Origin of the sequence: Actinosynnema sp. NPDC023794, from assembly GCF_040639675.1 — a bacterium.
GTDB lineage: Bacteria > Actinomycetota > Actinomycetes > Mycobacteriales > Pseudonocardiaceae > Actinosynnema > Actinosynnema luteola.
The window spans coordinates 117,312-138,017 of record NZ_JBFAFR010000017.1; the positions used below are offsets into that span (position 1 = coordinate 117,312).

A 20,706-nucleotide genomic window follows, 5' to 3' on the forward strand; every position below is an offset into this window, starting at 1 on the left:
CGGTGGGGTGAAGGTCGACGTGCGGCGGTGCGCGGGCGGGGTGTCGGACGAGAGGTGGTCTGCGGGATGACGGGCGCGTTGCGGGTCGAACTGCTGGGTACGGTGCGCGCCTGGTGGGGTGAGCGGGAGGTCGACCTGGGCTCCTCGCGGCCACGTGCGCTGTTCGCGATGTTGGCGCTGCGCTCCGGTGGCGTGGGCCGTGACGAGCTGGTGGCGGGCGTCTGGGGCGCCGACGCGCCGCCGACGGCCGAAGGCAGCGTCCACACCTACGTGTCGACGCTGCGCAAGGCGCTGGAACCGGACCGGCCGCGTGGCGTCCCGGCGCGGTCGCTGCTGTCGGTCGGCTCCGGCTACCGGCTGCTGGTGGACGGCGGGCTGGACGTGGCGGCGTTCGAGTCGTCGCGGGACCAGGCCCGGCGGCAGCTCGCCGACGGCGACCCCGGCGCCGCCCGGCGTTCGCTGGACGAGGCGTTGGCGTTGTGGCGCGGCGAGGCCCTGGCGGGGCTGACCGGTCCGTTCGCCGAGGCGCAGCGGCGCAGACTCGGCGAGGCGCGGACCACCGCGCGGGAACTTCGCGCCGAGGCCGCGCTCGCCTCCGGCGCGCACGCCGAGGTCGTCGCCGAGCTGGTCGACCTCGTGGCCGAGGAACCGTTGCGGGAACGGGCGCGTGAGCTGCTGATGCTCGCCCTGCACCGGTCCGGGCGCAGCGCGGAGGCGCTCGAGGTGTTCCGGGACGCGCGCCGGGTCCTCGTGGCGGAGCTGGAGGTCGAGCCGGGACGGCGGCTGCGCGCCGCCCACGAGCACATCCTCAGCGGCACGGACCGGGAGCCGGTGACCGCCGTGCGACGACCGTCCTTCGTGGAGCCCGTCGACCCGCCGCCCGACGCGGGCCTCGTGGGCCGGGACGTGGAGCTGGCGGCGGTGCGCCGGGTGGTCGACGACGTCACCACCGGCGCGGGCCGACTGCTGTGGATCGAAGGCGAGATGGGCATCGGCAAGTCGGCGCTGCTGGCCGCGGTGCTGGCGCAGGCCACCCGCTCCGGGCACCAGGTCGCCCACGCCGTGGCCGACGAGCTGGGCAGCCGGTTCCCGCTGCGGCTCGCGCTGGACTGCCTGCGCGTCGAGACGCGTTCGCCCGACCCCAGGCGGGCGGCGACCGCGCGGGCGTTGCGCCAGGAGCGGCCCGCCGGGTCGATCTTCGCCGACTCCGACCCGGTGTTCGGCGCGGTCGACCGGCTGGTGGCCCTGGTGGAACAGCTGTGCGCGGACGGCCCGCTGGTGTTCGCGCTCGACGACCTCCAGTGGTCGGACGAGACCAGCACCCAGGTGTGGCACCGGCTGACGACCGTGGCCCGCCGGCTGCCGCTGCTGCTCGTCGGCGCGGCCAGGCCGGTGCCGTACCGGGCCGAGGTCGCGCGACTGCGCCGGGACGTCGAGTCGGGTGGTGGCGCGGTGCTCGACCTGGCGCCGTTGGCCGACACCGAGGTGGCCGGTCTCGTCGGACGCCTGGTCGGCGCGTCGCCCGGACCGGGACTGCGCCGGATCGCCGCCCGTGCCGGCGGCAACCCGCTGTACCTGCGTGAGGTCGCCGACGCGCTCGTCCGCGAACGGGTCGTCGAGGTCGACACCGGGGTGGCGGACGTCGCCGCGCACGCGTTGGACCGGGTGCCGGTGTCGTTGGTGTCCGCCGTGACCGGCCGGCTCGACTTCCTGTCCGATCCGACCCGCGAGGTGCTGCGGTGGTCCGCGCTGCTCGGCGGTGAGTTCGCGGTCGGCGACCTGTCGGTGGTGCTCGGCACGCCCGTGTTCGACCTCGCCGGCCGGCTGGAGGAGGCCGTCGCGGCGGGCGTGCTGCGTGACGCCGGTCCGCGGATGGCGTTCCGGCACCCGCTCATCCGGCAGGCCCTGTACGAGGGGACGCCCGCCGCCCTGCGCACGGCGTTGCACCAGCAGGCCGCGCAAGCGCTCGCGGCGTCCGGCGCGCCCGTGGACCACGTGGCCGAGCAGCTGCTGGCCGCGTCCGGCGACGTCGGTTCGTGGGTGGTGGACTGGCTGGTCGCGCAGGCGCCCGCGCTGGTCTACCGCGCGCCGTTGGTGGCGGTCGAGCTCTTGCAGCGCTGCCTCGGGTCGTCGGTCGCGCGGGACGAGCGTGACGCGACGTTGATGGCGCACCTCAGCAGCGCGTTGTTCAGGATCGGGCGGGACGCGGAGGCGGAGGAGCACGCGCGCCGGGCGTTGCCGCGGTTGCGGTCGCCGGACCTGATCGCGGAGGTGCGCTGGACGTTGGCGTACATGCCCTACCGGGGTGCGCGGGCGGAGGAGGCGGTGACGGCGTCGCGGGAGGCGTTGGCCGATCCCGTGCTGTCGGACATGTGGCGCGCGCGGCTGTTGTCGTTGCTGGCCTTGGTGCAGCGGGCGGGCGTCGGTGAGCTGGACGGCGCCGAGACCAGCGCGCGGGCGGCCATCGAGGCGGGTGAGCGTGCCGCCGACCCGTTCGCCATCGGTCAGGCGCTGGAGGTGTTGTGGCAGGTCGAGGCGGTGCGCCGGGACTACCCGCGGGCCGTCGCGTACCTGGACCAGGCGCTGGACGTGGTCGGCACCGACGTCAGCCTCACCGACCTGCGGTTGTTGTTGCTGGACAACCGCATCTTCACGCTGCAGTGCCTGGACCGGTTGGACGAGGCGACGTCGAGTCTGCGGACGGCGTTCGAGCTGGCCGGTCGCGGGACGCCGGTGGCGGGGCTGCACCTGGCCGCCGCCGTTCACCAGTTCTGGCTCGGTGGCTGGGACGAGGCGGTGGGGCGGCTGGAGGCGGTCGTCGGCGATCCCGAGTTCACCGGGTTCGGCCTGCGCGAGGGTGGGCCGGTGCTGCTGCACGGCGTGGTCGCGCTGATCGCCGCGCACCGGGACGACGGCGCGCGGCTCGACACCCACCTGACCACGGGGCTGACGTTGCCCCTGGTGACGGAGGCGTATCGGGAGAACTGCGACTTCCTCGTCGCCGCGCAGGCGATGGCGGCGGCGCGCGAGGGTGATCACGCGGGTGCGGTCGCGGTGCTCGGCACGATCCTCGACACCCGGTACGCCGACATGATGCTGCGGCACCAGTGGCTGCCCGAGCTGGTGCGCGAGGCGTTGGCGTGCGGTGATCACGCGACGGCCCGGGCGGCCGTCGACGCGTGCGAGGCCGAGGCCGGTCGGGAGACCAAGGCGGCCCGTGCCGCTGCGGCGGCACGGCGGTGTCGGAGCGTGCTGGCGTCTGACCCGGAGGGCCTGGTGCCCGTCATCGGTCACTACCGCGCGGTGGGCCGGACGTTCGAGCTGGCGCAGACCCTGGAGGACCAGGCCGTGCTGCTTGCCCGGCGCGGTGAGGCCGCGGAGGCTGCGGGCGTCGTCGGCGAGGCGATCGACCTCTACCGCGGTTTCGGCGCGCGGTGGGACGTGAGGCGGGCCGCCGCACGGGTGGCGGAGGCAGGCTGAGCAGGCGGGTCGGGTAGGGCTGGCTCGAGTCGGCGGACGGGCTCGGTCGGCGAGATCGGCTGTATCGCGGAAGCGGGCTGACAGGAGGGCTGGCGGCGCGCAGGGCAGCGCTGGCGGCGAGTCGCAGGGCGCGGTCGCAGGGCACGGCTGGCGGGTCGTCGGGCGCTGGGGCAGCGGCTGGGTGTGGGTCGTTGGGCGAGGGCCGGTAAGTCGCGGCGAGGGCTGGTCGGGCGCGGACGTGGGCTGGTGGGTCGTTGGGTGGGGGTTGGTCGGTCGCGGGGTTGGGCTGAGGAGGCGCGGCGGTGGGCTGGGCAGATCGTTCCGGGCCTTCGCGCCACACCTTCTTTTCCCGGCAACAAATCTACCGTTTCCATTCATCCCCGAGGCCTGTGCCACTTTTGGGTGATCTCGGAAGCGAGCGAGATGGGGGCGAACGAGTGGGATGGGCGAGGGGGGATGGGTTAGGTCTCGGTGGTGGTGGGCTCGTCGGGTGACGTGTTGTTCTCCTCGTGCGAGGGTGCGTTGATGACGCCGTCCGACGACATCACCCACCGCGCCTCGCCATGCGGTCGGACCGGGTGGGGAGTGCGGGCCTTCGACCGGATGCCCCGCAGCGCCAGGTCCACCACGTGCCGAAGCGCGGCCGGGTCCTTCCTCGTCACGTCCTTCCTCACCGCGGGCTGAGCCTCCGACATGTCAGATCATCCCCTTCCGAAGGGCGTAGGCGACCGCGTGCGGCCGGTTGCGCAGGTTGAGCCGGGTGGTGATCCCGTAGAACACGTTCTTGATGGTCCGCTCCGAGTACGACAGCCGGCCCGCGATCTCGGCCGTGTCCAACCCGTCGGCCATCAACCGCAGCACGTCCGTCTCCCGCGCGGACAGCCGGTCGCGCCCCCCTTCCGGCTCCAGCACCTGTCGCTGCAACCGCTGCACGTGCCGCAGCAGCTCGGCCACCATGTTCGGCGGCATCGCACCGCCACCGGCCGCCGCGGTCAGGACGCTGCGCAGCACCAGCTGGTCGGTCACCGCGGCACGCGGCAGGATCGCCACGATCCGGCACTCCACGGCCGTGAGCACGTCGGACTCACCGACCTCGTCGACGATCAGCACCACCGGCGCACCGACGTGCGCGGCGGCCCGGCGCAGCCGCGCCACCACCTCGGGCCCCAACCGGTCGACCGCCATGACGACCACGTCCGGCTTCACGTGGACGCTGCTGTCCAGCACTTCCAGGTCGGGCCTCGAACCGAGGTAGGTGATGAGGCCCGTCATGCTCAGGTGATCCGCCGCTTGGACGACGACCCGGATTCGCTCCACCGCTGCCTCCCGCAGTCTCGGATTGCACCACCGAGTCTGCGAGCCGCAGCTTCACGCGGTCTCAAGCGCGTCTAAAAGGATTCTTCACGCCCGCTGGACGACGTCTGGACGGTGTGAAGAGACGCGCCCCGAACTGTGAAGAGACGCGCTCCGAACTCAACACCGGCGGACGTCCGCCGGTCAAGAGGTGACCGATGAACCGCTCAACCCGATCGGATCGACCTCGACCCAGTGCTCGTGCACGGACCGCAGGATGTCGGCCAGGTCGTGCGCCGGCCGCCAGCCCGGGTAGTCACGGCGGAACTTGCGGGTGTCGGTGATCCAGCACCGCACGTCCGCGAACCGGTGCTCGGGCACGTACTCGAACCGCACCTCCTGCCCGGTCAGGTACTCGTACCGCGCGATCAGCTCCAGGATCGACGTGCTCCGCTCCCGCCCGCCACCCGCGTGGTAGACCTCGCCGGGACGGGGGTCCAGGTAGAAGTGCCAGAACATCTCCACCAGGTCACGCGCGTCCAGCACGTCGCGCACCTGCTTGCCGCCGTGCCCGATCACCGGGAACGTCGCACCGCGCACGGCGCTGCGCACCAGGTGCGACAGGAAGCCGCTCTGCTCGACCCCCGCCTGCCGGGCGCCGGTCACGCTGCCGCACCGGAACACGCCGACCCGCAGCCCCAGCAGGCCCGCGTACGACTGCGCGGCGAGGTCGGCGGCCAGCTTCGACACCGCGGAGAACGTCCGGTTCCCGCCCAGCCGGATCGACTCGTCGACGCCGTGCTCGTGGTAGGGGTGCGCCGGGTCGATCTCCCACCTCGTGTCGGTCTCCACCAACGGCAGGGAGTCCGACAGGTCGCCGTACACCTTCGTGGTGGACGTCAGCACGACCACCGCCGAGGGGCAGTGCCGCCGCACCGCTTCCAGCACGGTCATCGTGCCGACCGCGTTGACCTCCAGGTCCGCCACGGGCCGGTCGGCCGCCCACACGTCGCTCGGCTGCCCGGCCGTGTGCACGACCAGCCGCACGTCCGTGCCGTACTCGCCGAACAACGTGCCGAGCGCGCTCCCGTCGCGCACGTCCACCCGGTGGTGCCGGTAGTTCGGGATGCGCTCGACGTCGGCCAGGTTGTCCGCGACGGAGCCGGCCGGGCCGAACAGCTGCCGCCGCATCCCGTTGTCCACGCCCACGACCACGTCGAACCTCGACGCGAGCGCCCGCACGGCCTCACCACCGACCAGGCCCGCCGATCCGGTGACCACTACCACGTCCACGTGCCGCTCCTTTCCTGAAGTCTGCATTGGACACTCAGGGCCGGCGGAAGAACTCCACCTCGCCCAACGCGATGTGGCGCCCCTGCGCCTGACCCGCCGCGGCCCGCACCACCAGCCGGATCCGCACGACGCCGCTCACCGCCGTGTCGACGCGCTGCGGACCGACCCGGTCGGCCAACGGCAGCGGGACGGTGCGGCTGCCCCCGTCCGCCGTGATGACCACCATGTCCATCGCGGCGACCCTCGCCTGCCCGGTGAACGCGCGTTCCTCCACGCCGGCGCCCGTGTGCACGACCACCGACAACAGCCGGTACGGGGTCGCGAAGCCGAACTCCACCGCGTCGCCCACGGCCGTCGCGCCCCAGTACCGGTTCGACAGGCCGTCCACGGCCGCCGCCGCGGGGTGACCGGGAACCTCGGCGGTGGCGGTGGTGCTGGTCGGCCCGATCGCGACCGGGGCGGACGTCTTGTCGCGCACGTCCTCGATCAGCGCCAATGCCGTCGGGTAGAACACGATCGCGGCCAGGAGCAGCACCGCGCCCGCGGCGAACGCGACGAGCCGGCGCAACCACCGCGAGGTGTCGCCGCGCCACCGCCACCGCCGTCGTGCCTGCCGCCCCCGCGCCTCGCCCACGCCGGGCCGCAACGGGGTGGCGCACCGACGGCAGAACCGGCGTCCCGGTGGGTTCGCGACCCCGCACGCCGGGCACGGCGGTCCGACGACCACCTCGTCGTCCAGCGCGCTGGGCAGCGGACGTCGCGCTTCCGGCCTGCCCGGCAGCACCGGCCCAGGACGCTCCTCGGCCTCGTCCTGCGACGCCTGCGGCGCCTGCGGTTCCGCGGCCCAACCGAGGTAGGTGCCGCAGTTGCCGCAGAAGTCGTCCGCGTCGCGCACCGGCGCGCCGCACTGCGTGCACAGGCGCATGTCAGTCCCCGTTCCCGCTCAGCACTTCGACGGCGCAGGTCACGTGCAGCGGGCACACCGCGTCGACCAGCGCCACCACCCGCTCCCGGTCGACCGCGCCGGACCGGCCCGGCCGCACCCGCACCCGCACGACGTCCGACCCGCGGGGCAGGGCGGTGCCGGGCCGGGTGGACCACGTCGCGCCGGGGCCGTCGACCACCTCCGCCCGCACGCCGAGGCACAGCTCCAACCGCGCGACGAGACCACGTGCGGTGCCGCGCAGGCGGTGCAGTTCGACGGCGCGCCGCACCGCCTCCCGGCGCAGCGGCTCCGGCCACGCCGGGTCGAGGTCCGCCGCCACCCAGGACGACAGCCACGCCACGAAGTCCGCGGGCGCGAGGTCCGGGTCGAAGTGCTCCGCCAGGTTGTCGAGGGTCGACAGGATCGCGGACAGCACCGCGTCCAGGCCCGAGGTGAACCGCTGGGCGAAGTCGTCGGCCGCGTACAGCGAGGGCAGCATCGCGCCCAGCGGGTACCGGCTGGGCAGTTCCGGGAGCGCGACGCGGCTCACGACCCCACCACCACGATCTGGTGCTGGTAGGAGAACACCAGCGCGTTCGGCGCGACCTCGACCCGGTCCACCGGCGCGCCACGCGCACCGGTGATCGGATCGGCCGGGAACAGCCGGATCTCCTCCACCAGCCGCACCCCGCCGACGCCTTGGAGCACCGCGAAGACCTCGCCGTACTGCACCGGCCTGCCGAACTCCCACCCCGCGCCCCCCGTGCCGCCGCGCAGCGGGTTGAGGTAGCGGTAGAGCGCGTCCAGCGCGTCCTCACGCACCCGGTTGCCCTCCGCCGCCACCACCCGCGCGACCACCGTGATGCCCTGGTAGCGGGGCGGTTCCACGACCAGCCGGGTGCCGAGCAGCCGCCGTTCGTCCAACCGCCGCGCCACCGCCGACACCACGTCCTCGGTCGGCACCAGCTGCTCGAACCGCAGCCGGTCGCCCTCGTCGGCCACGGCGTCGGGCACCACCAGCACCCGCGCCGCGCCCGGACCGTCGGGCAGGCACCGCACCCTGGCCAGCGACGGCGCGGCCAGCTTGGCGATGTGCTCGTGGTCGGCGGCCGTCACCGCGCGTTCCTGCACCCGGAGCTGGTGCGGCGCGCGCACCTTCGCCTCGGCCACGGTCTCGCCGTCGACGCCCCCACGCGCGGCCTCGCGGTTCTCCACCGCCGCCACGTACGGCACCGAGCTGCGCAGCGCGGAGATCGCGCCGCGCGCCACGTTGCCCGCCCGTCCGCCACCCGTGCGGTAACGGGGCACCTGCACCACCGAACCCTTCGGCGGCACGGCCCCGTAGCGGCGCAACGTCCCGTCCGCCTCGCGGACCGCGGGCGGGAACCGGAACTCGCCGCGCACGGCGTCCAGCACCACGTGCCGGTCCTCCGGCGTCGACTCGCCGAAGTGGTCCACCGCGGTCCAGTCCTGCCAGCCGTCACCCGCCGACACCCGCACCACCACCGGGTCGCCGTCGAGCAGCACGGGCGCGCGCGGCACGGTGAACCGCTGCCCCGGCACGCCCGCCGTCTCGCCCAGCAGCACGTCGGTCTCGGTCTCGGCGTGCTCGGCCGCGGTGGTGCCGCCGATGGTGAACGCCTCGGCCTCGCGCACGGTCGGCGACTCCGAGTAGAACGGCTGCTCCCGCACCGGCTCGGTGACGCGGCAGCGCAGCCACCCCGCGCGATGGCCCGCCACCACGGACTCGGTGTGCCCGGCGGGCACGTGCAGCACGACCTCACCGGGCCGGTTCAGGCCGCCGGTGCTGTCCTCGTCCACCTCGCACGGCTGCCAGTCCTGCCCGTTCCACGCCTCCCACACCAGGGGCGGCTGCCGAGGGTCGACGCCGATGCCCTCGACCCGGCTGTCCAGCCGCAGCACCACCACGCAGCGCGGCACGGCGGCCGACAGCCCGAACAGCGTCGCGTCGCCGGGCGTCGGCGTGGCCTGGAAGCACCGCACGTCCTGGCCGGCCTCCAGGTCCTTGGTCCGGTCGGTGTGCTCACCCGACGCCGCCCTGGTCACCAGCCGCCGGACCGAGCACGGCACCACGGCCAACTCGTCGGTGGTGGCGAACACGACCGCCTCGGAGCTCTCCGATCGCGCCGTGGCGACCTCGGTGCCGACCGGCAGCACGACGGGTTGCGGCTGCGGCGCGGACAGCCAGAACGTGACGTCGGCGCGCGCGGCGGTCGGCGGGAACAGCGTGACGCCGAGCAGGTCCAGGAACGCCAGGTGGTTGCGCTCGGGCACCCGGTTGAGCCGGTAGACGAGCTGGTCGACCATCTGCGCGAAGGTCTCGATGAGGGTGACGCCCGGGTCGGACACGTTGTGGTCCGTCCACTCCGGACAGCTCTGCTGGACGTACCGCTTGGCCTCGTCCACGAGCTGCTGGAAGCGCCGGTCGTCCAGGTTGGGTGCGGGCAGCGCCATCTACTCCGCGCTCCCTTCGGCCGGGATGGTGTAGAAGGGGAAGACCAGGTTGCGCTGGTCGTTGGTGGACCGGATGGTGTAGCGCACGTCGATGTAGAGCGTGCCGACCTCGACGGCGTCGAACGCGACCACCACGTCGTCGACCTCGATGCGCGGTTCCCAGCGGTCCAGCGCGGCGCGCACCTCGCGGGCGACGTGGCCCGCCGTGGCGCCGTCCGCCGAGGCGAACACGTGCTCGTGGATGCCGCAGCCGAACTCCGGGCGCATGGGCCGCTCGCCCGGCGCCGTGCCGAGCACGAGCCGGATGGCCTCGGTGATCTCCTGCTCGCGCTCGACCATCCCGATGCCGCCGGTCGGCCCGGTCCGCAGCGGGAAGCCCCAGCCGCGTCCGATGAAGCTCTCGCTCATCACCTGCCCCCGATGAGCACGGTCGGCGCGCCGGTGAGGACGTTCGCCTGGCAGGTGGTGCTGTCGCCGACCCGTGCCGCGACCACGCCGCCGATGAGCACCTGGCCGCCGACGCGGGGTTTGACGACGTTCGCGGGCCCCAGGACAGCGTCCTTCGGGATGACGCAGACGTGCAGGCTGCCGCCGACGGCGGCGGGCTTGCCCTCGATCAGGACGGTGGCCACCTCGGCGGCCACCGCGGGCGGCGGGGTGCCGACGGCGCCGCCGTGCGACGTCTTGTCGCCCAGCCGGGCGGCGGGGAACATGGTGATCTCCTTCGGGTCAGTTGATCCGGACGATCGCGCCCTTGAGCACGGCCTGGACGCGGCCTTCGACGGAGGCGTCGGCGCCGCCCCGCACGGACGCCGAGGTGGTCGCCTCGACGGACACCGTCTTGCCCTTCAGCACCAGGTCGCCGAGCCCGGCGTCGACGGTGATCCCACGGGCGTCCATGCTGATCGAGCCGAGCACCCGGAGACCTCGCGGCGTGCTCACCCGGATGTCGATGCTGCCGGTCTTCTCGTCCAGCGTGATGTCGAGCCGCTTGTCGCCGGTCCGGAGCCGGACGCCGGCGGCGGTGAGGCCGTCCAGCAGCTCCAGCCGGTTGCCCGTGCGGGACACCAGGGACCGCCTGTTCACCCGGCCGCTCGTGCGGTCCACCAGCGGCACGTCGTGCGGCGAGGGCTGGTCGACGCCGTTGTAGAGCCCGCCGAGCACGTACGGCCGGTCCAGGCTGCCCTGCTCGAATCCGACCAGCACCTCGTCGTTGACCTCGGGGCTGAACACGCCGCCGCCGCGGACACCGCCCCACTGCACGGTGCGGACCCAGTCGGTGACGTAGTTGTCGTCCAGCCAGGGGAACTTCAGCCGAACCCAGCCCCGCTGGTCCCGGCCGACCTCCTTGATGTCGGTGACGATCCCGGTGGCCAGACCGGGCATCCGCGGCGAGCGGCCGGGCGCGTTGCCGCCCAGCGCCAACCCGGCCAGCGACCGGTCCGGCGAACTGCTGACCGTGACGATGCTGCGGTAGCCGTGCTCGGGCTCCAGCACGTGCCGCACCGAAGTGGCTGTGTAGCGCCCGCTGAACGCCGGCCCCGCGTCGGCCAACGCGATCGGCACGCCCGCGCGCAGCTGCGGATGGCCCTTGGCGACCGCCTCGATCTCCGCGTGCCCGGCGCTGACCGACTCGGCGAGCGACCGTGCCGCGGTGTCCGTCTCGGCCTGCGTGCTGTACGGCGTGTCCGCCACCAGCGTGGTGGTCCTCCTGCCGGCCACGGACTCGCCGAAGCCGGGCAGCACGGTCTTGCTCCGGATGGCCGGCTCGACCGACACGAACGCCTTCTTCGTGGCCACGTCCCAGGCGCGCACCTCGACCTTCTCCACCTGGTCGGCGCCGGTCAGGGAGGCGCGCAGGGCCAGCAGGTCGCCGTGCCGGAGCACGAGCGGGCTGTTGTCGGTGAGCGCGGGCGCGCCGGACGCGGGTTTGGGCTTGAGCAGCTCCAGCGTGCCCTTGTCGTCCACCTGGACGGTCACGCCGTGCTCGTGGGCGAGCTGCTGGAGGAACTCCCAGTCCGACACGTTCGCCTGGCTGAGCTGCGTGTACCTGACGGGGGAGAGCTCGACGCGGCCGACGGTGAGCCCGGCGTTGCGGGCGACCTGCCGCACCACGGTGGCGGCCGGGACGTTGTGGAACGCCTCCACCCGGCGACCCCGGAACAGCCGGTGGGCCTTGCTCATCGCGCGGATGACCGTGAACGAGCCGGTCGAGTCGCCGTCGGTCTCCAGCCCGGTGACCTCGCCGCCGAACAGCTGGACCCGCGCCTTGCTCTCGACCGTCATGACGGACACCGTCAGCGGTGTGCCGATCTTGATCTTGCTGTCGGTCAGCAGCTCGTGGTTGCCGTCGCGGTAGGTCAGGACGGCGAGGTCCGGCAGGCCGACGTTCTCGTCGACCACGCAGCTGACCAGCCTCTTGTCCCACGTGCTCGACAGCGAGGCCGCCGTCACGATCGGGTCGGCGGCGAACGAGCGGAACGACTTGCCCGCGGGCGGTGTCATCGGGCCTCCTCCATCGCCGGCACCAGCAGTTCCGCGCCCGGCACGAGCAGCATCGGGTCGTCGACGTCGTTCGCCTCGGCGATGACCCGCCAAGCGGTCGCGTCGCCGTACTCGCGCCAGGCGAGCTGCGGCAGGCTGTCGCCGGCCACCACGCGGTGCGTGCGGCGGGCCTCGCGCGACCCGGACGTCGGGTTCTGGCCGGGCGTGTCGCTGCCGGCCTCCTCGATCGACAGCGAGCACTTCGCGCGCAGCGGCCGGCCGTCGACGTCGAACAGCGAGTAGTCCACCGACAGGTTCGACAGCACGCCGTCGAACGACGTGGTCTTGGACGTGCCCCACTCGAAGCGGACCCACGGGCTCGCGGGCTTCTTGGTGGCCAGGCTCTTCTTGGTCGGCACGCAGGCGGTGAGCAGCTGCTCCACCCTCGTCTCGACCGAGTTGTCGTGCGTGGCGGTGGCATCGAGGAACACGTCGACCGACAGGTTCCGCGGTCCGCTGCCGACGAACTCCGGCATCGACGTCTCGTCCGCCAGTCGGGACGGGTTGCGGCGCCACTCGGTGTTCTTGCTCAGCGCCAGCGTGTTCGGGTTGAACTGGAACTTCACCGTGGCCAGCTTGGCGCCCGGCTTCGCGCCGGCCCGCACGGGCGGCTCCATGATCACGAGCTGGGCGCGGGTGAGGCTCGCTCCCGGTTTGCCTGCCATGTCAACCTCTCAGGAAGCGTCGATGCCTTCGTGGGCGAACTCCAAGGTCTCCACGGCGGCCTGGGAGCTCGACGGGTCGAACGACGGGCCCTGCCAGCGGACCGGGACGATGCCCTGCACCTGCCAGCCCGCGATCCGGGTGCCGTCCGGGGTGAGGGCGACGATCTCGCCGTCCTTGCGCTCGACCTTCTTGATGACCTCGTTGAGCCACTTGACGACCTTGGCGGTGTCGGAGGTGACCGGGCGGGTCATGGTGATGTTGGACCAGGTGATGCGGGTGGGCAGCTGCCAGGCGAAGCCGTTGTTGCCGCCCTCGGCGAACTGCTCCACCTCCATCTGCGCGCCCATGCCGTCGCAGGTGTGGAAGGCGCCGAGGTCGTTGCCCGCTATGGAGAGCCGGAAGAAGACGCTGGTGGCGAAGAGGGTGTCGGACATCGGTGCCTCCTGGTTGGTGGACCCGGGTCGGCTTGGTCAGCGGCGGCGGTCGTGCAGCAGGCCGGCGCGCTCGCGACCGTGGCGCAGCTCGGCGCGCAGGAGCCTGCCGACCGGTTCGAGCAGCCGGCGGGCCAGGTCGTCGAGGTCGGGGTGGGTCGGTCCGGGCCGTTCGGCCGCGAATTTCGGGTTCGTGGTGCGTTCGGGGGCGCGTTGGACGGGTGCGGGCGTCGTGGTGGCGCGGATCGTCGGCGCCGCTTGGACCGGCTTCGGCGGTGTCGGCGGCTTCGGCGTGGTGACGGGCGGGTGGGTGATCGGCTGGTGCGCGGCGGCGGCCAGGTCGGCCGGTGGCGTCGGGCGGACGACGGCGCGCCGGCCGTCCTCAGCCGGTTCCGCACCGGGTGGCACCGGGTCCGGATGCCTGCGCGCGTCCCCCTTGATCAGCGCGCGTTGGACATCGGGCCCGGTTCTCCCGTTGCCGGAGAGCCGGCGTGCCGCCGAACCCCCGGACGTCCACCGGAGCGGGACCGCCCGGTTCGCCGTAGTCGGCGGGAGGTCGGGGGTGGCGGGGGAGATCAGTGGCCGGTGGGGGAGCAAGGGCGTGGTGGTGATGTGGCGCTGCACGGTCGGACGGGTCAGCGGGACGACCGGCAGCGGTGCCCGATCGGGTGGCCGTGATGTGCTGGTCGGGACCGTGCGGTCGGGTTGGTGGTCCGGGTTGCCGGCGGTTCGTCGGTGCGGTGCGGCAGCCGGCCGGTCCGAGGTGGGCGCGGTGGGTGTCGTTCGGCGCTGCACCACGTCGCCGGTCGCCGGTCGCGCTGGTTCGCGGGTCGGCTGGGCGGCGGTGTCGTGAGGTAGGACGGCGTCGGCGGGTATCCGCGCCAGTGGCTCACCCAGGGCCGGTCCTGTTCTCGTGTTGGTGCGGGCGGCCGGGCCGTGTGGGCGCCCCGGTCCGGTTTCCGGCTTGCGCTGCACCACGGCACCGGCCGGTATCCGGGCGATCGGCTCGCCCAACGTCGCCGCCGTCCGTGACGCACGCTGCGACGCGGGTGCGGAGGCGATCGGTCCGGTTGGCAGTGGTGAGGTGGTCGACCTGCGTGCCACCGGGGTGACCGGCTGGCCTGGCGCCGGTGGTGCGATCGGTGACTCGGCGGTGGGTCGCGGTCCGAGCGGTGGCAGCGGTTCGGCCCGTGGCACGGTTCGACCGAGCAGCGGCTTCGGTTCGGCCGGCGGGCCGGGAGTCGGCCCGGCGGTGTGTGGCGTGGTCGGCCCGGGTGTTGCGGGTGCCGCTCCGGTGGCGACCCGGCGCTGCACCGCCGGTGTGCTCGTCGTCCGGGCGACCGGGATCGGCCGCAGCGGCGTCACCTCCCGACGTGCCAGGGTCAGCGGGGTGCCGAGCGGGCGCGGGGAGACCGGGCCGGCTGGTGATCGCTGCGCGCTGGTTGGCTCCGAGGCTGCTTGGGCGACCGGTGACCGCCGCGCGATCGTCGGCCGCTGGGCCACCGGGGCCGTGGAGGCACCCTGGGTCGTCTGGACCGCTTGGCTGGTTTGGTCGGTTCGGACCGGTTGGGCAGCTTCGCGGGCTTGGGCGGCCGGAGTGGCTGTGGCGACCGGGGACACCGGGGTGACCGGTGATCGCTGCGCGACGGTTGGTTCCCGGGCGGGTCGGGCGGCGGGTGTGGTTGGTGCGACTTGGGCGGCAGGGTCAGAGGCCGGGGTGGTAGGGGCGATCGGGGTGGCGAGTGATCGCTGCACGATCGTTCGCTCCGGGGCGACCGGGGCGACCGGGGCGACCGGGGCGACCGGAGTGGCCGGGGCGACCGGAGTGGCCGGGGCGACCCGAGCAGTCGGGGCCGCCGGGCCTGCCGGAGCGACTCGAGCGGTTGGTGCGGTCGGGGTGGCCCGAGCGGCCGGGGTGCCGGTTGATCGCTGCGCGACTGTTGGCTCCGGAGCCATCGGAGCCATCGGAGCCATCGGGGTCGGAGGGCTCGGAGGGCTCGGAGGGTTCGGAGGAGCGAGCTGGGCGACTGGGGTGGTCGGTGGGTTCTGCGTGACCGTTGTCTTCGAGGTGGCCGGTGACCGCTGTGCCACCGTCGGCTTCTGGTCGACCTGACCGACCTGGTCGACCTGACCGACCTGACCGACCTGACCGGCCGGGGCGGTAGGGCTGGCGGCCGGGGCGATGATCGCGTCGGCGGTGCTGGTGGTGGGGGAGTGGGAAGCCTGGGCGGTAAGAGCGTCGCGTGGGGCGACTGTGAGCTGGTCCGTCCCGGCGTAACCGCCGGCCTCGCCGGTAGGTCGCGCCAAGCCGTGCATGACACCGACCGGAGCGCCGGGCAGGACCGCGTGGCCGAGGTCGCCGCTGAACGTGTGGTCCTGCCAAGCCGCCAGGCCGTCCCGGAACCGCAGCCCGTCACCCACCGCGATGCCCTTGCGCTGGATCACCCCCTCCACCGGTCGGGTCGCACGCCAGCCGCCGTCCGAATCGGGCCCCGGAGCCGAAACCCCAGCCGATACCGGAGCCGAAACCGCAGCCGGCGCCACGGCCTTGCGGCGGAACCTGTCCCAGAAGCCCATCAGGTCACCCCCCTTCGTTCACCCTCGTGTTGATCCGTGCGATCTCCCGGACCCACCGCCTGCGCTCGTGGTGCTCCAGGTCGAGGATCCGGTCTCGTTCCCAGTGGAAGTGGTAGGCCACGTACGCGACCTCCTCGTGCAGCCGGTCGGCCGCGTACGTCACGATTCCCCCAGGCGACCACCGGCCAGGTCGACCTCGAACCCGCTGCCGCACGACGGGCACGTCACCCCGGCGCGCGTGTGCCCCTCGCTGTTGATCCGCCGGTAGAAGTCCTGGAGGAACGCGATGTCGGTGGCGTACATCCGTTCCACCACACCGACGTTCACCTCGTCCACCGTGCCCAGTTCGGTGATCACCATGCTGAGCAGCAGCACGCTGAGGTAGCCCGGGTTCTCCTTGACCCGCAGGTCGATCTGCGGACGCAGCTCGTCGCGGGCCGTCGCCAGCCGCATCCGCCCGTTGCGGTGCACCGAACCCTCCGCGTCCACGTAGCCGCGCGGCAGCTCGAACTCGAACTCGGTGCGCAGCGCCGGTTCCCGCGCCACGACGGGGTGCGCGACGTCCGCTGGCTCGGCCAGCTCGTCCAGCGAGTCCAGCCCGATCACCCGACGCCTCATCAGTCCTCCAGGGTGATGTCCTCGAAGGTGATGGTCACCTTCTCCAACGCGGCACTGGACTCGCCCGCCTTGAGCGACGGGCCCTCCCAGCGGCTGACCCACCCGTTGACCAGGTTCAGCCGCCGCTCGGTCTCGCCCTTGCTGTTCATGATCTCGATGGTGATGTTCTGGCGCGCCGTCTCGACGTCACCCTTGTTCACCGTCTCCTTGAGCCACTTGGTGAACTCCTTGCTCTTGTCCATCCCCCTGGTGACCGTGATCTCGCCGCCCTTGCGGGCGCCGGGCTGCTTGCGCAGCAACGGCTTGCCCTGCGGGGTCACCTGCGAGATCTCGACCACGTCCTCCTCGATCGTCACCCCGCTGACCTCCTGCAAGGACTCGACCATGTACGCGCCGAGCTGGAGGCCGAAGATGTGGGTGGAGAGTGCGTCGCCGTCTGCCATGACTGGTGCTGCCTTTCGGGATCCGCGCGGGGCTATTCGCTGACGAGGCTGGTGTTGTCGGAGAACTGGGCGAGGCGGAAGACCACGAACTCGGCGGGCTTGACCGGCGCCACGCCGATCTCGCACACCACCTGGCCGAGGTCGACCGACTCCGGCGGGTTGTTGTCGCGGTCGCACTTGACGTAGAACGCCTCGTCCGGCGTGCGGCCGAACAGCGCGCCCTGACGCCACTGCTCGGTGAGGAACGCGGTGATGTTGCGCCGGATACCGGCCCACAGCCGGTCGTCGTTGGGCTCGAACACCACCCACTGCGTGCCCAGGAGGATGGACTCCTCCAAGTAGTTGAACAGCCGCCGCACGTTCAGGTAGCGCCAAGCCGGGTCGGACGACAGCGTGCGGGCTCCCCAGATGCGGATGCCGCGGCCGGGGAACGTGCGCACGCAGTTCACGCCGACCGGGTTGAGCAGGTCCTGCTCGCCCTTGCTGAGCGAGACCTCCAGGTCGACCGCGCCGCGGATGACCTCGTTGGCCGGCGCCTTGTGCACACCGCGTTCGGCGTCGCTGCGCGCCCACACGCCGGCGACGTGACCGGACGGCGGCACGAACGTGTTGCGGCCGCTCGCCGGGTCGAAGACCTTGATCCACGGGTAGTACAGGGTCGCGTAACGGGAGTCGTGGTTCGCCTCCTCCATCCGCCACTTGTGCACCCGCTGCGGCGACATCCCGGGCGGCGCGTCCAGCACCGCGACCCGGTCGCCCATCTGCTCGCAGTGCGAGATGACCGCCGCCTGCACGGTCTGCACGCCCTCCAGGTCGATCAGGCCACGCCGGTAGGCGCTCATCAGGTCGGGCACCGCCACCATCGTGACCTCGTCGACGTTCTCCAGGCCGCCGAACCCGGTGCGCGCCGCGGCGTCGCCGACGTACTCCTGCGCGTCGAGCTTCACGGGCGCGGCGGCCTTCGCGGCGGGCAGCGGGACCGACTGCTTGTCCGGCCTGGTCAGCGCCGTGCCGGACTGCTCGGTGACCTCGATCAGCTTCGAGCGCTCGGCGACCTGGGTCACCACGTAGTTCTTGAGGTTCTTGCGGGTCGACACGTCGAAGGTCTCCACGACCTTGTCGCCCTGGCGGACCAGCAGCTTGAAGCGGTCCTCCGGCGGGTTCTCGCCGTCGGCGTCGGAGACCTCGACGGAGACGTCCGGGCCGGCGGCGGGCAGGGCGGAGATCCGCAGCCCGCCCAGCGTCACGGGCACCGGCGCGGCGGGCACGTCCTCGCCGTTGGCGGCGGCACCGCCCACCCGCACCACGTACGCCGCTCCACCCCCGTTGGCGAAGTAGCCGTAGACGGCGTGCGGGAGGTAGGCGTCCTCGGTGAAGCCGCCGAAGTCGCGCACGTACTGGTTCCAGTTGGTGACCAGGGTCGGCTGGTGGAAGGGGCCCTGTTCGGCGAAGCCGACGAAGGCGGCCACCGCGGTGCCGACTCCCTCGATCGGGCGGGCACCGGTCTGGACCTCCTCCACGTACACGCCGGGCGAGAGGTACTGCGGCATGGTCGCTCCTTGTCTGCTCTTCCGCTCTGGCACCACAAGCCTCGCCCGCGCCCGACCGCGGCGGCAGGACCGGCGGGCCCCGGTCGGGGGCACTCCCGGTGCACCAACAGGCAACCGGCCCTCCGGGACGCGCAGGAGGACAGCCGCAGTCCGGGCACGCCGAAGAACACCGGCCACGCGGGCACGCCGAAGAACACCGGTCGTCCGGGCAGGCCGGAGAACGCCCGCGGCGCGCGGGCGTTCTCCGGCGTGGTCATCCGTGCTGGTCGGTCTCCGGCCACGAGCCGAACTCGCCGGGCAGCACGAGCCGGCCGAGCTTGCGGTACTCCTGCCGCACGGCGGCCAGCACGTCGGTCATCCGCACCGGCCGCTCGGCGGCGGCGGCCAGGTAGGCGGCGGTCACCGCGCACGCCCGGATCGACCCGCCGGCCAGCTCGAACCGCTCGGCGCAGAACGCCAGGTCGAGGTCGTCCGCCCGGGGCAGCCGCGAGCCGAGGCAGCGGTCCCACAACGCGAGCCGCTGCGTCGCGTCGGGCACCGGGAAGTCGGCGATCACGTCGATCCGCCGCGTGAACGCCTCGTCCACGTTGGACCGCAGGTTGGTGGTGAGCACCGCGATGCCGTCGAAGGACTCCATCCGCTGCAACAGGTACGCCGACTCCGTGTTGGCGTGCTTGTCGTGCGCGTCCTTGACCTCCGAACGCTTGGCGAACACGGCGTCCGCCTCGTCGAACAGCAGCACGCCGTGCACGCCCGCGGCCTCGGTGAAGATCCGCTCCAGGTTCTTCTCCGTCTCGCCGACGTACTTGTCCACCACCGACGACAGGTCGACCACGTAGAGGTCCATGCCGACCGCGCCGGCCACGACCTCGGCCGACATCGTCTTGCCCGTGCCCGACTCGCCCGCGAACAACGCCACCACCCCGCGCCCACGACCGCCGCCGGGCCGCATGCGCCACTGGCCGAGCACCCGTTCCCGGTGCCGTGCGCGCAGCACCAGCTCGTCCAGCTGCCGCCGGGTCGGTTCCGGCAGGACCAGGTCGTCCCAGTCGACGCCGGGGGTGATCCGCCTGGCCAACCGCTCCAACCCGGCGCCGTTCTGCGCCCGCACACCGGCCCGGACGTGCGCCAGGTCGACCGGCTGGTCCTCCAGCAGCGCCAGGCGTGCGGCGACGGTCACCGCGCGGTCCACCTCGTCGGTGCCCAGCCGGTACCCGGCCAGGTCGGCCACCAGCGCCGGATCGGCCGCCGTGCCGGTGACGTCGGCCAGCGCCCGCGCCCACCGCTCGGCCCGCCGGTCCGCGGGCGACGGCGGCACGGGCACCGACACCACCGGGTGCGCCGTCCAGCGCGGATCCCAGTGCCGCCTGCTGTGCAGGAACAGCGGCACGTCGCCGACCAGCGCGGTGAGGTCGCGGATCAGCCGGACGCGTTCCGGCAGCAGCGGTTCCAGCGGGCCGAGCACCAGCCCCGCGCCACGCAACCGGGCCTCCCGGACGACCTCCGCGAGCGGCGGGTGCGGCCGGTCGGCCAACGCCGCGACGTCCAGCACCACGGCGTCACGACCCGCGGCGGCCAGGGCGTCCACCGCGAGCCGGCCCGCGTCGCCGTCGGTGTCACGCAGGTGGACCGCCCGGATGCCGGCCAGCAGCCCGGCGGCGAGCCGGCCGGCCGACGGCTCCGGGTCGCGGCCCGCGGGCGCCACCCGGGCCGTGCCGCCGATCGCCGGGTCGGGCTCGTCGTCGCCGAGCAGGTGCGCGACCACCCGGTCGGGCACGCGCAACGACCGGGACAACGCGGGCAGCCCCTCGTCCCGCACGTCGACCAGACCGGTGGCGACCAGCGGCGCGGACGCGGCGAACCGGAACCGTCCCGCGCCGGCCGCCGGCAGCCCGCAGAGCTCGAGCGCCAGCCCCACGGTCGCGCGGCGGCGGGTGAGGTCGTCGTTGAGGTAGCCGTAGAGGCGTTCGAACCGGGCGTCCACGTCCGGCGCCAGGGCCACCAGCAGGAACTCGACGTCCACCGGTTCGAGGCCGAACCGCCGAGCCAGGGTCAGCAGCCGGGGGCCGGGCTCGGGCACCAGCGAGGCGAGCACGTCGAGGTCCGGGTCCGCCTCCGGCGGCGGCAGCGGGTCCGGGCGCCCGTCGAGGATGCGCCGGACCGCGTCGGCGGTCAGGTAGAGGCCGCGTTGCGGGTCGTCGGGCGAAGGGTCGTCCGCCGCCCGCAGGGCGACCGCCCGGCGCACCCGCCACTCGACGGCGCCCAGCCTCGCCCACAGGTAGGCCAGGTCCTGCGCCTCGGACGTCGTCGCCGTCCTGGTCGTCACGGTCATCGGTTCGCACCACCCTGTCGGTCGCGGCGTCGGGTTGCGGGCCTGCCGGGCGCCACGGCGGTCCGCGCGCGTGGGGGAG

General features: G+C 73.4%; 18 protein-coding genes. 1 reads left to right on the forward strand and 17 read right to left on the reverse strand.

Going from position 1 to position 20,706, the window contains the following annotated elements:
- Positions 1–66 precede the first annotated feature (66 nt).
- The gene (locus AB0H12_RS29235; protein ID WP_499627124.1) at positions 67–3,480 is read left to right on the forward strand and encodes an ATP-binding protein; all 3,414 of its coding nucleotides are present in this window, start codon (positions 67–69) and stop codon (positions 3,478–3,480) included.
- A gap of 461 nt (positions 3,481–3,941) precedes the next feature.
- Here the strand turns inward: AB0H12_RS29235 and AB0H12_RS29240 are convergent, their stop codons facing one another.
- From AB0H12_RS29240 to AB0H12_RS29320, 17 genes are all read right to left on the reverse strand, one after another.
- Positions 3,942–4,142, reverse strand: coding sequence for a hypothetical protein (locus tag AB0H12_RS29240; RefSeq protein WP_499627125.1), 201 nt, complete (start codon positions 4,140–4,142; stop codon positions 3,942–3,944).
- Between the two features lie 34 nt (positions 4,143–4,176).
- Positions 4,177–4,797 (reverse strand): helix-turn-helix transcriptional regulator, encoded by a 621-nt coding sequence (locus tag AB0H12_RS29245; RefSeq protein WP_499627127.1) that lies wholly within the window; start codon positions 4,795–4,797, stop codon positions 4,177–4,179.
- A 180-nt stretch (positions 4,798–4,977) separates the two neighbouring features.
- Positions 4,978–6,066 carry an NAD-dependent epimerase/dehydratase family protein gene (locus tag AB0H12_RS29250; protein WP_499627128.1) on the reverse strand — a complete coding sequence of 363 codons (1,089 nt, stop codon included), beginning with the start codon at positions 6,064–6,066 and terminating at the stop codon, positions 4,978–4,980.
- Between the two features lie 34 nt (positions 6,067–6,100).
- The gene (locus AB0H12_RS29255) at positions 6,101–6,991 is read right to left on the reverse strand and encodes a zinc ribbon domain-containing protein (RefSeq protein WP_499627130.1); all 891 of its coding nucleotides are present in this window, start codon (positions 6,989–6,991) and stop codon (positions 6,101–6,103) included.
- Between the two features lies 1 nt (position 6,992).
- On the reverse strand, positions 6,993–7,541 hold the full coding sequence (locus tag AB0H12_RS29260; RefSeq protein WP_499627132.1) for a phage tail protein: 549 nt from the start codon (positions 7,539–7,541) through the stop codon (positions 6,993–6,995).
- Complete coding sequence (locus AB0H12_RS29265) at positions 7,538–9,466, reverse strand: putative baseplate assembly protein (protein ID WP_499627134.1); 1,929 nt, start codon at positions 9,464–9,466, stop codon at positions 7,538–7,540. Before AB0H12_RS29265 ends, AB0H12_RS29260 begins: the two co-directional genes overlap by 4 nt.
- The gene (locus AB0H12_RS29270; protein WP_230568867.1) at positions 9,467–9,874 is read right to left on the reverse strand and encodes a GPW/gp25 family protein; all 408 of its coding nucleotides are present in this window, start codon (positions 9,872–9,874) and stop codon (positions 9,467–9,469) included.
- Complete coding sequence (locus AB0H12_RS29275) at positions 9,874–10,179, reverse strand: PAAR domain-containing protein (RefSeq protein ID WP_499627135.1); 306 nt, start codon at positions 10,177–10,179, stop codon at positions 9,874–9,876. The genes AB0H12_RS29270 and AB0H12_RS29275 overlap by 1 nt, the downstream gene beginning before the upstream one ends.
- Before the next feature lie 16 nt (positions 10,180–10,195).
- Entirely contained in the window at positions 10,196–11,971 is a 1,776-nt protein-coding gene (locus AB0H12_RS29280; RefSeq protein WP_499627137.1) for a VgrG-related protein, read from the reverse strand.
- Positions 11,968–12,675 (reverse strand): CIS tube protein, encoded by a 708-nt coding sequence (locus AB0H12_RS29285; RefSeq protein WP_230568864.1) that lies wholly within the window; start codon positions 12,673–12,675, stop codon positions 11,968–11,970. The genes AB0H12_RS29280 and AB0H12_RS29285 overlap by 4 nt, the downstream gene beginning before the upstream one ends.
- Before the next feature lie 9 nt (positions 12,676–12,684).
- Positions 12,685–13,110 (reverse strand): phage tail protein, encoded by a 426-nt coding sequence (locus tag AB0H12_RS29290; protein ID WP_230568863.1) that lies wholly within the window; start codon positions 13,108–13,110, stop codon positions 12,685–12,687.
- Positions 13,111–13,146: 36 nt separating this feature from the next.
- A complete protein-coding gene (locus tag AB0H12_RS29295; RefSeq protein WP_499627139.1) occupies positions 13,147–13,731 on the reverse strand; it encodes a hypothetical protein in 585 nt (194 codons plus the stop codon).
- A 1,957-nt stretch (positions 13,732–15,688) separates the two neighbouring features.
- Positions 15,689–15,847 carry a DUF6760 family protein gene (locus AB0H12_RS29300; protein ID WP_230568861.1) on the reverse strand — a complete coding sequence of 53 codons (159 nt, stop codon included), beginning with the start codon at positions 15,845–15,847 and terminating at the stop codon, positions 15,689–15,691.
- Positions 15,844–16,302 carry a hypothetical protein gene (locus AB0H12_RS29305; protein ID WP_499627141.1) on the reverse strand — a complete coding sequence of 153 codons (459 nt, stop codon included), beginning with the start codon at positions 16,300–16,302 and terminating at the stop codon, positions 15,844–15,846. The genes AB0H12_RS29300 and AB0H12_RS29305 overlap by 4 nt, the downstream gene beginning before the upstream one ends.
- Positions 16,302–16,745: a phage tail protein gene (locus AB0H12_RS29310; protein ID WP_053717825.1), complete on the reverse strand. Its 444-nt coding sequence runs from the start codon at positions 16,743–16,745 to the stop codon at positions 16,302–16,304. The genes AB0H12_RS29305 and AB0H12_RS29310 overlap by 1 nt, the downstream gene beginning before the upstream one ends.
- A gap of 32 nt (positions 16,746–16,777) precedes the next feature.
- The gene (locus tag AB0H12_RS29315) at positions 16,778–18,295 is read right to left on the reverse strand and encodes a phage tail sheath family protein (RefSeq protein ID WP_499627143.1); all 1,518 of its coding nucleotides are present in this window, start codon (positions 18,293–18,295) and stop codon (positions 16,778–16,780) included.
- Positions 18,296–18,548: 253 nt separating this feature from the next.
- Entirely contained in the window at positions 18,549–20,627 is a 2,079-nt protein-coding gene (locus tag AB0H12_RS29320; protein ID WP_499627145.1) for an AAA family ATPase, read from the reverse strand.
- Between the last annotated feature and the right edge of the window lie 79 nt (positions 20,628–20,706).

Bases quoted from the DNA above. Each gene is read 5' to 3' on its own strand.
- AB0H12_RS29280 (WP_499627137.1), bottom strand. From the start codon at position 11,971: ATGACACCGCCCGCGGGCAAGTCGTTCCGCTCGTTCGCCGCCGACCCG.
- AB0H12_RS29255 (WP_499627130.1), bottom strand. From the start codon at position 6,991: ATGCGCCTGTGCACGCAGTGCGGCGCGCCGGTGCGCGACGCGGACGAC.
- AB0H12_RS29290 (WP_230568863.1), bottom strand. From the start codon at position 13,110: ATGTCCGACACCCTCTTCGCCACCAGCGTCTTCTTCCGGCTCTCCATA.
- AB0H12_RS29275 (WP_499627135.1), bottom strand. From the start codon at position 10,179: ATGTTCCCCGCCGCCCGGCTGGGCGACAAGACGTCGCACGGCGGCGCC.
- AB0H12_RS29270 (WP_230568867.1), bottom strand. From the start codon at position 9,874: ATGAGCGAGAGCTTCATCGGACGCGGCTGGGGCTTCCCGCTGCGGACC.
- AB0H12_RS29315 (WP_499627143.1), bottom strand. From the start codon at position 18,295: ATGCCGCAGTACCTCTCGCCCGGCGTGTACGTGGAGGAGGTCCAGACC.
- AB0H12_RS29285 (WP_230568864.1), bottom strand. From the start codon at position 12,675: ATGGCAGGCAAACCGGGAGCGAGCCTCACCCGCGCCCAGCTCGTGATC.
- AB0H12_RS29265 (WP_499627134.1), bottom strand. From the start codon at position 9,466: ATGGCGCTGCCCGCACCCAACCTGGACGACCGGCGCTTCCAGCAGCTC.
- AB0H12_RS29235 (WP_499627124.1), top strand. From the start codon at position 67: ATGACGGGCGCGTTGCGGGTCGAACTGCTGGGTACGGTGCGCGCCTGG.
- AB0H12_RS29320 (WP_499627145.1), bottom strand. From the start codon at position 20,627: ATGACCGTGACGACCAGGACGGCGACGACGTCCGAGGCGCAGGACCTG.
- AB0H12_RS29310 (WP_053717825.1), bottom strand. From the start codon at position 16,745: ATGGCAGACGGCGACGCACTCTCCACCCACATCTTCGGCCTCCAGCTC.
- AB0H12_RS29305 (WP_499627141.1), bottom strand. From the start codon at position 16,302: ATGAGGCGTCGGGTGATCGGGCTGGACTCGCTGGACGAGCTGGCCGAG.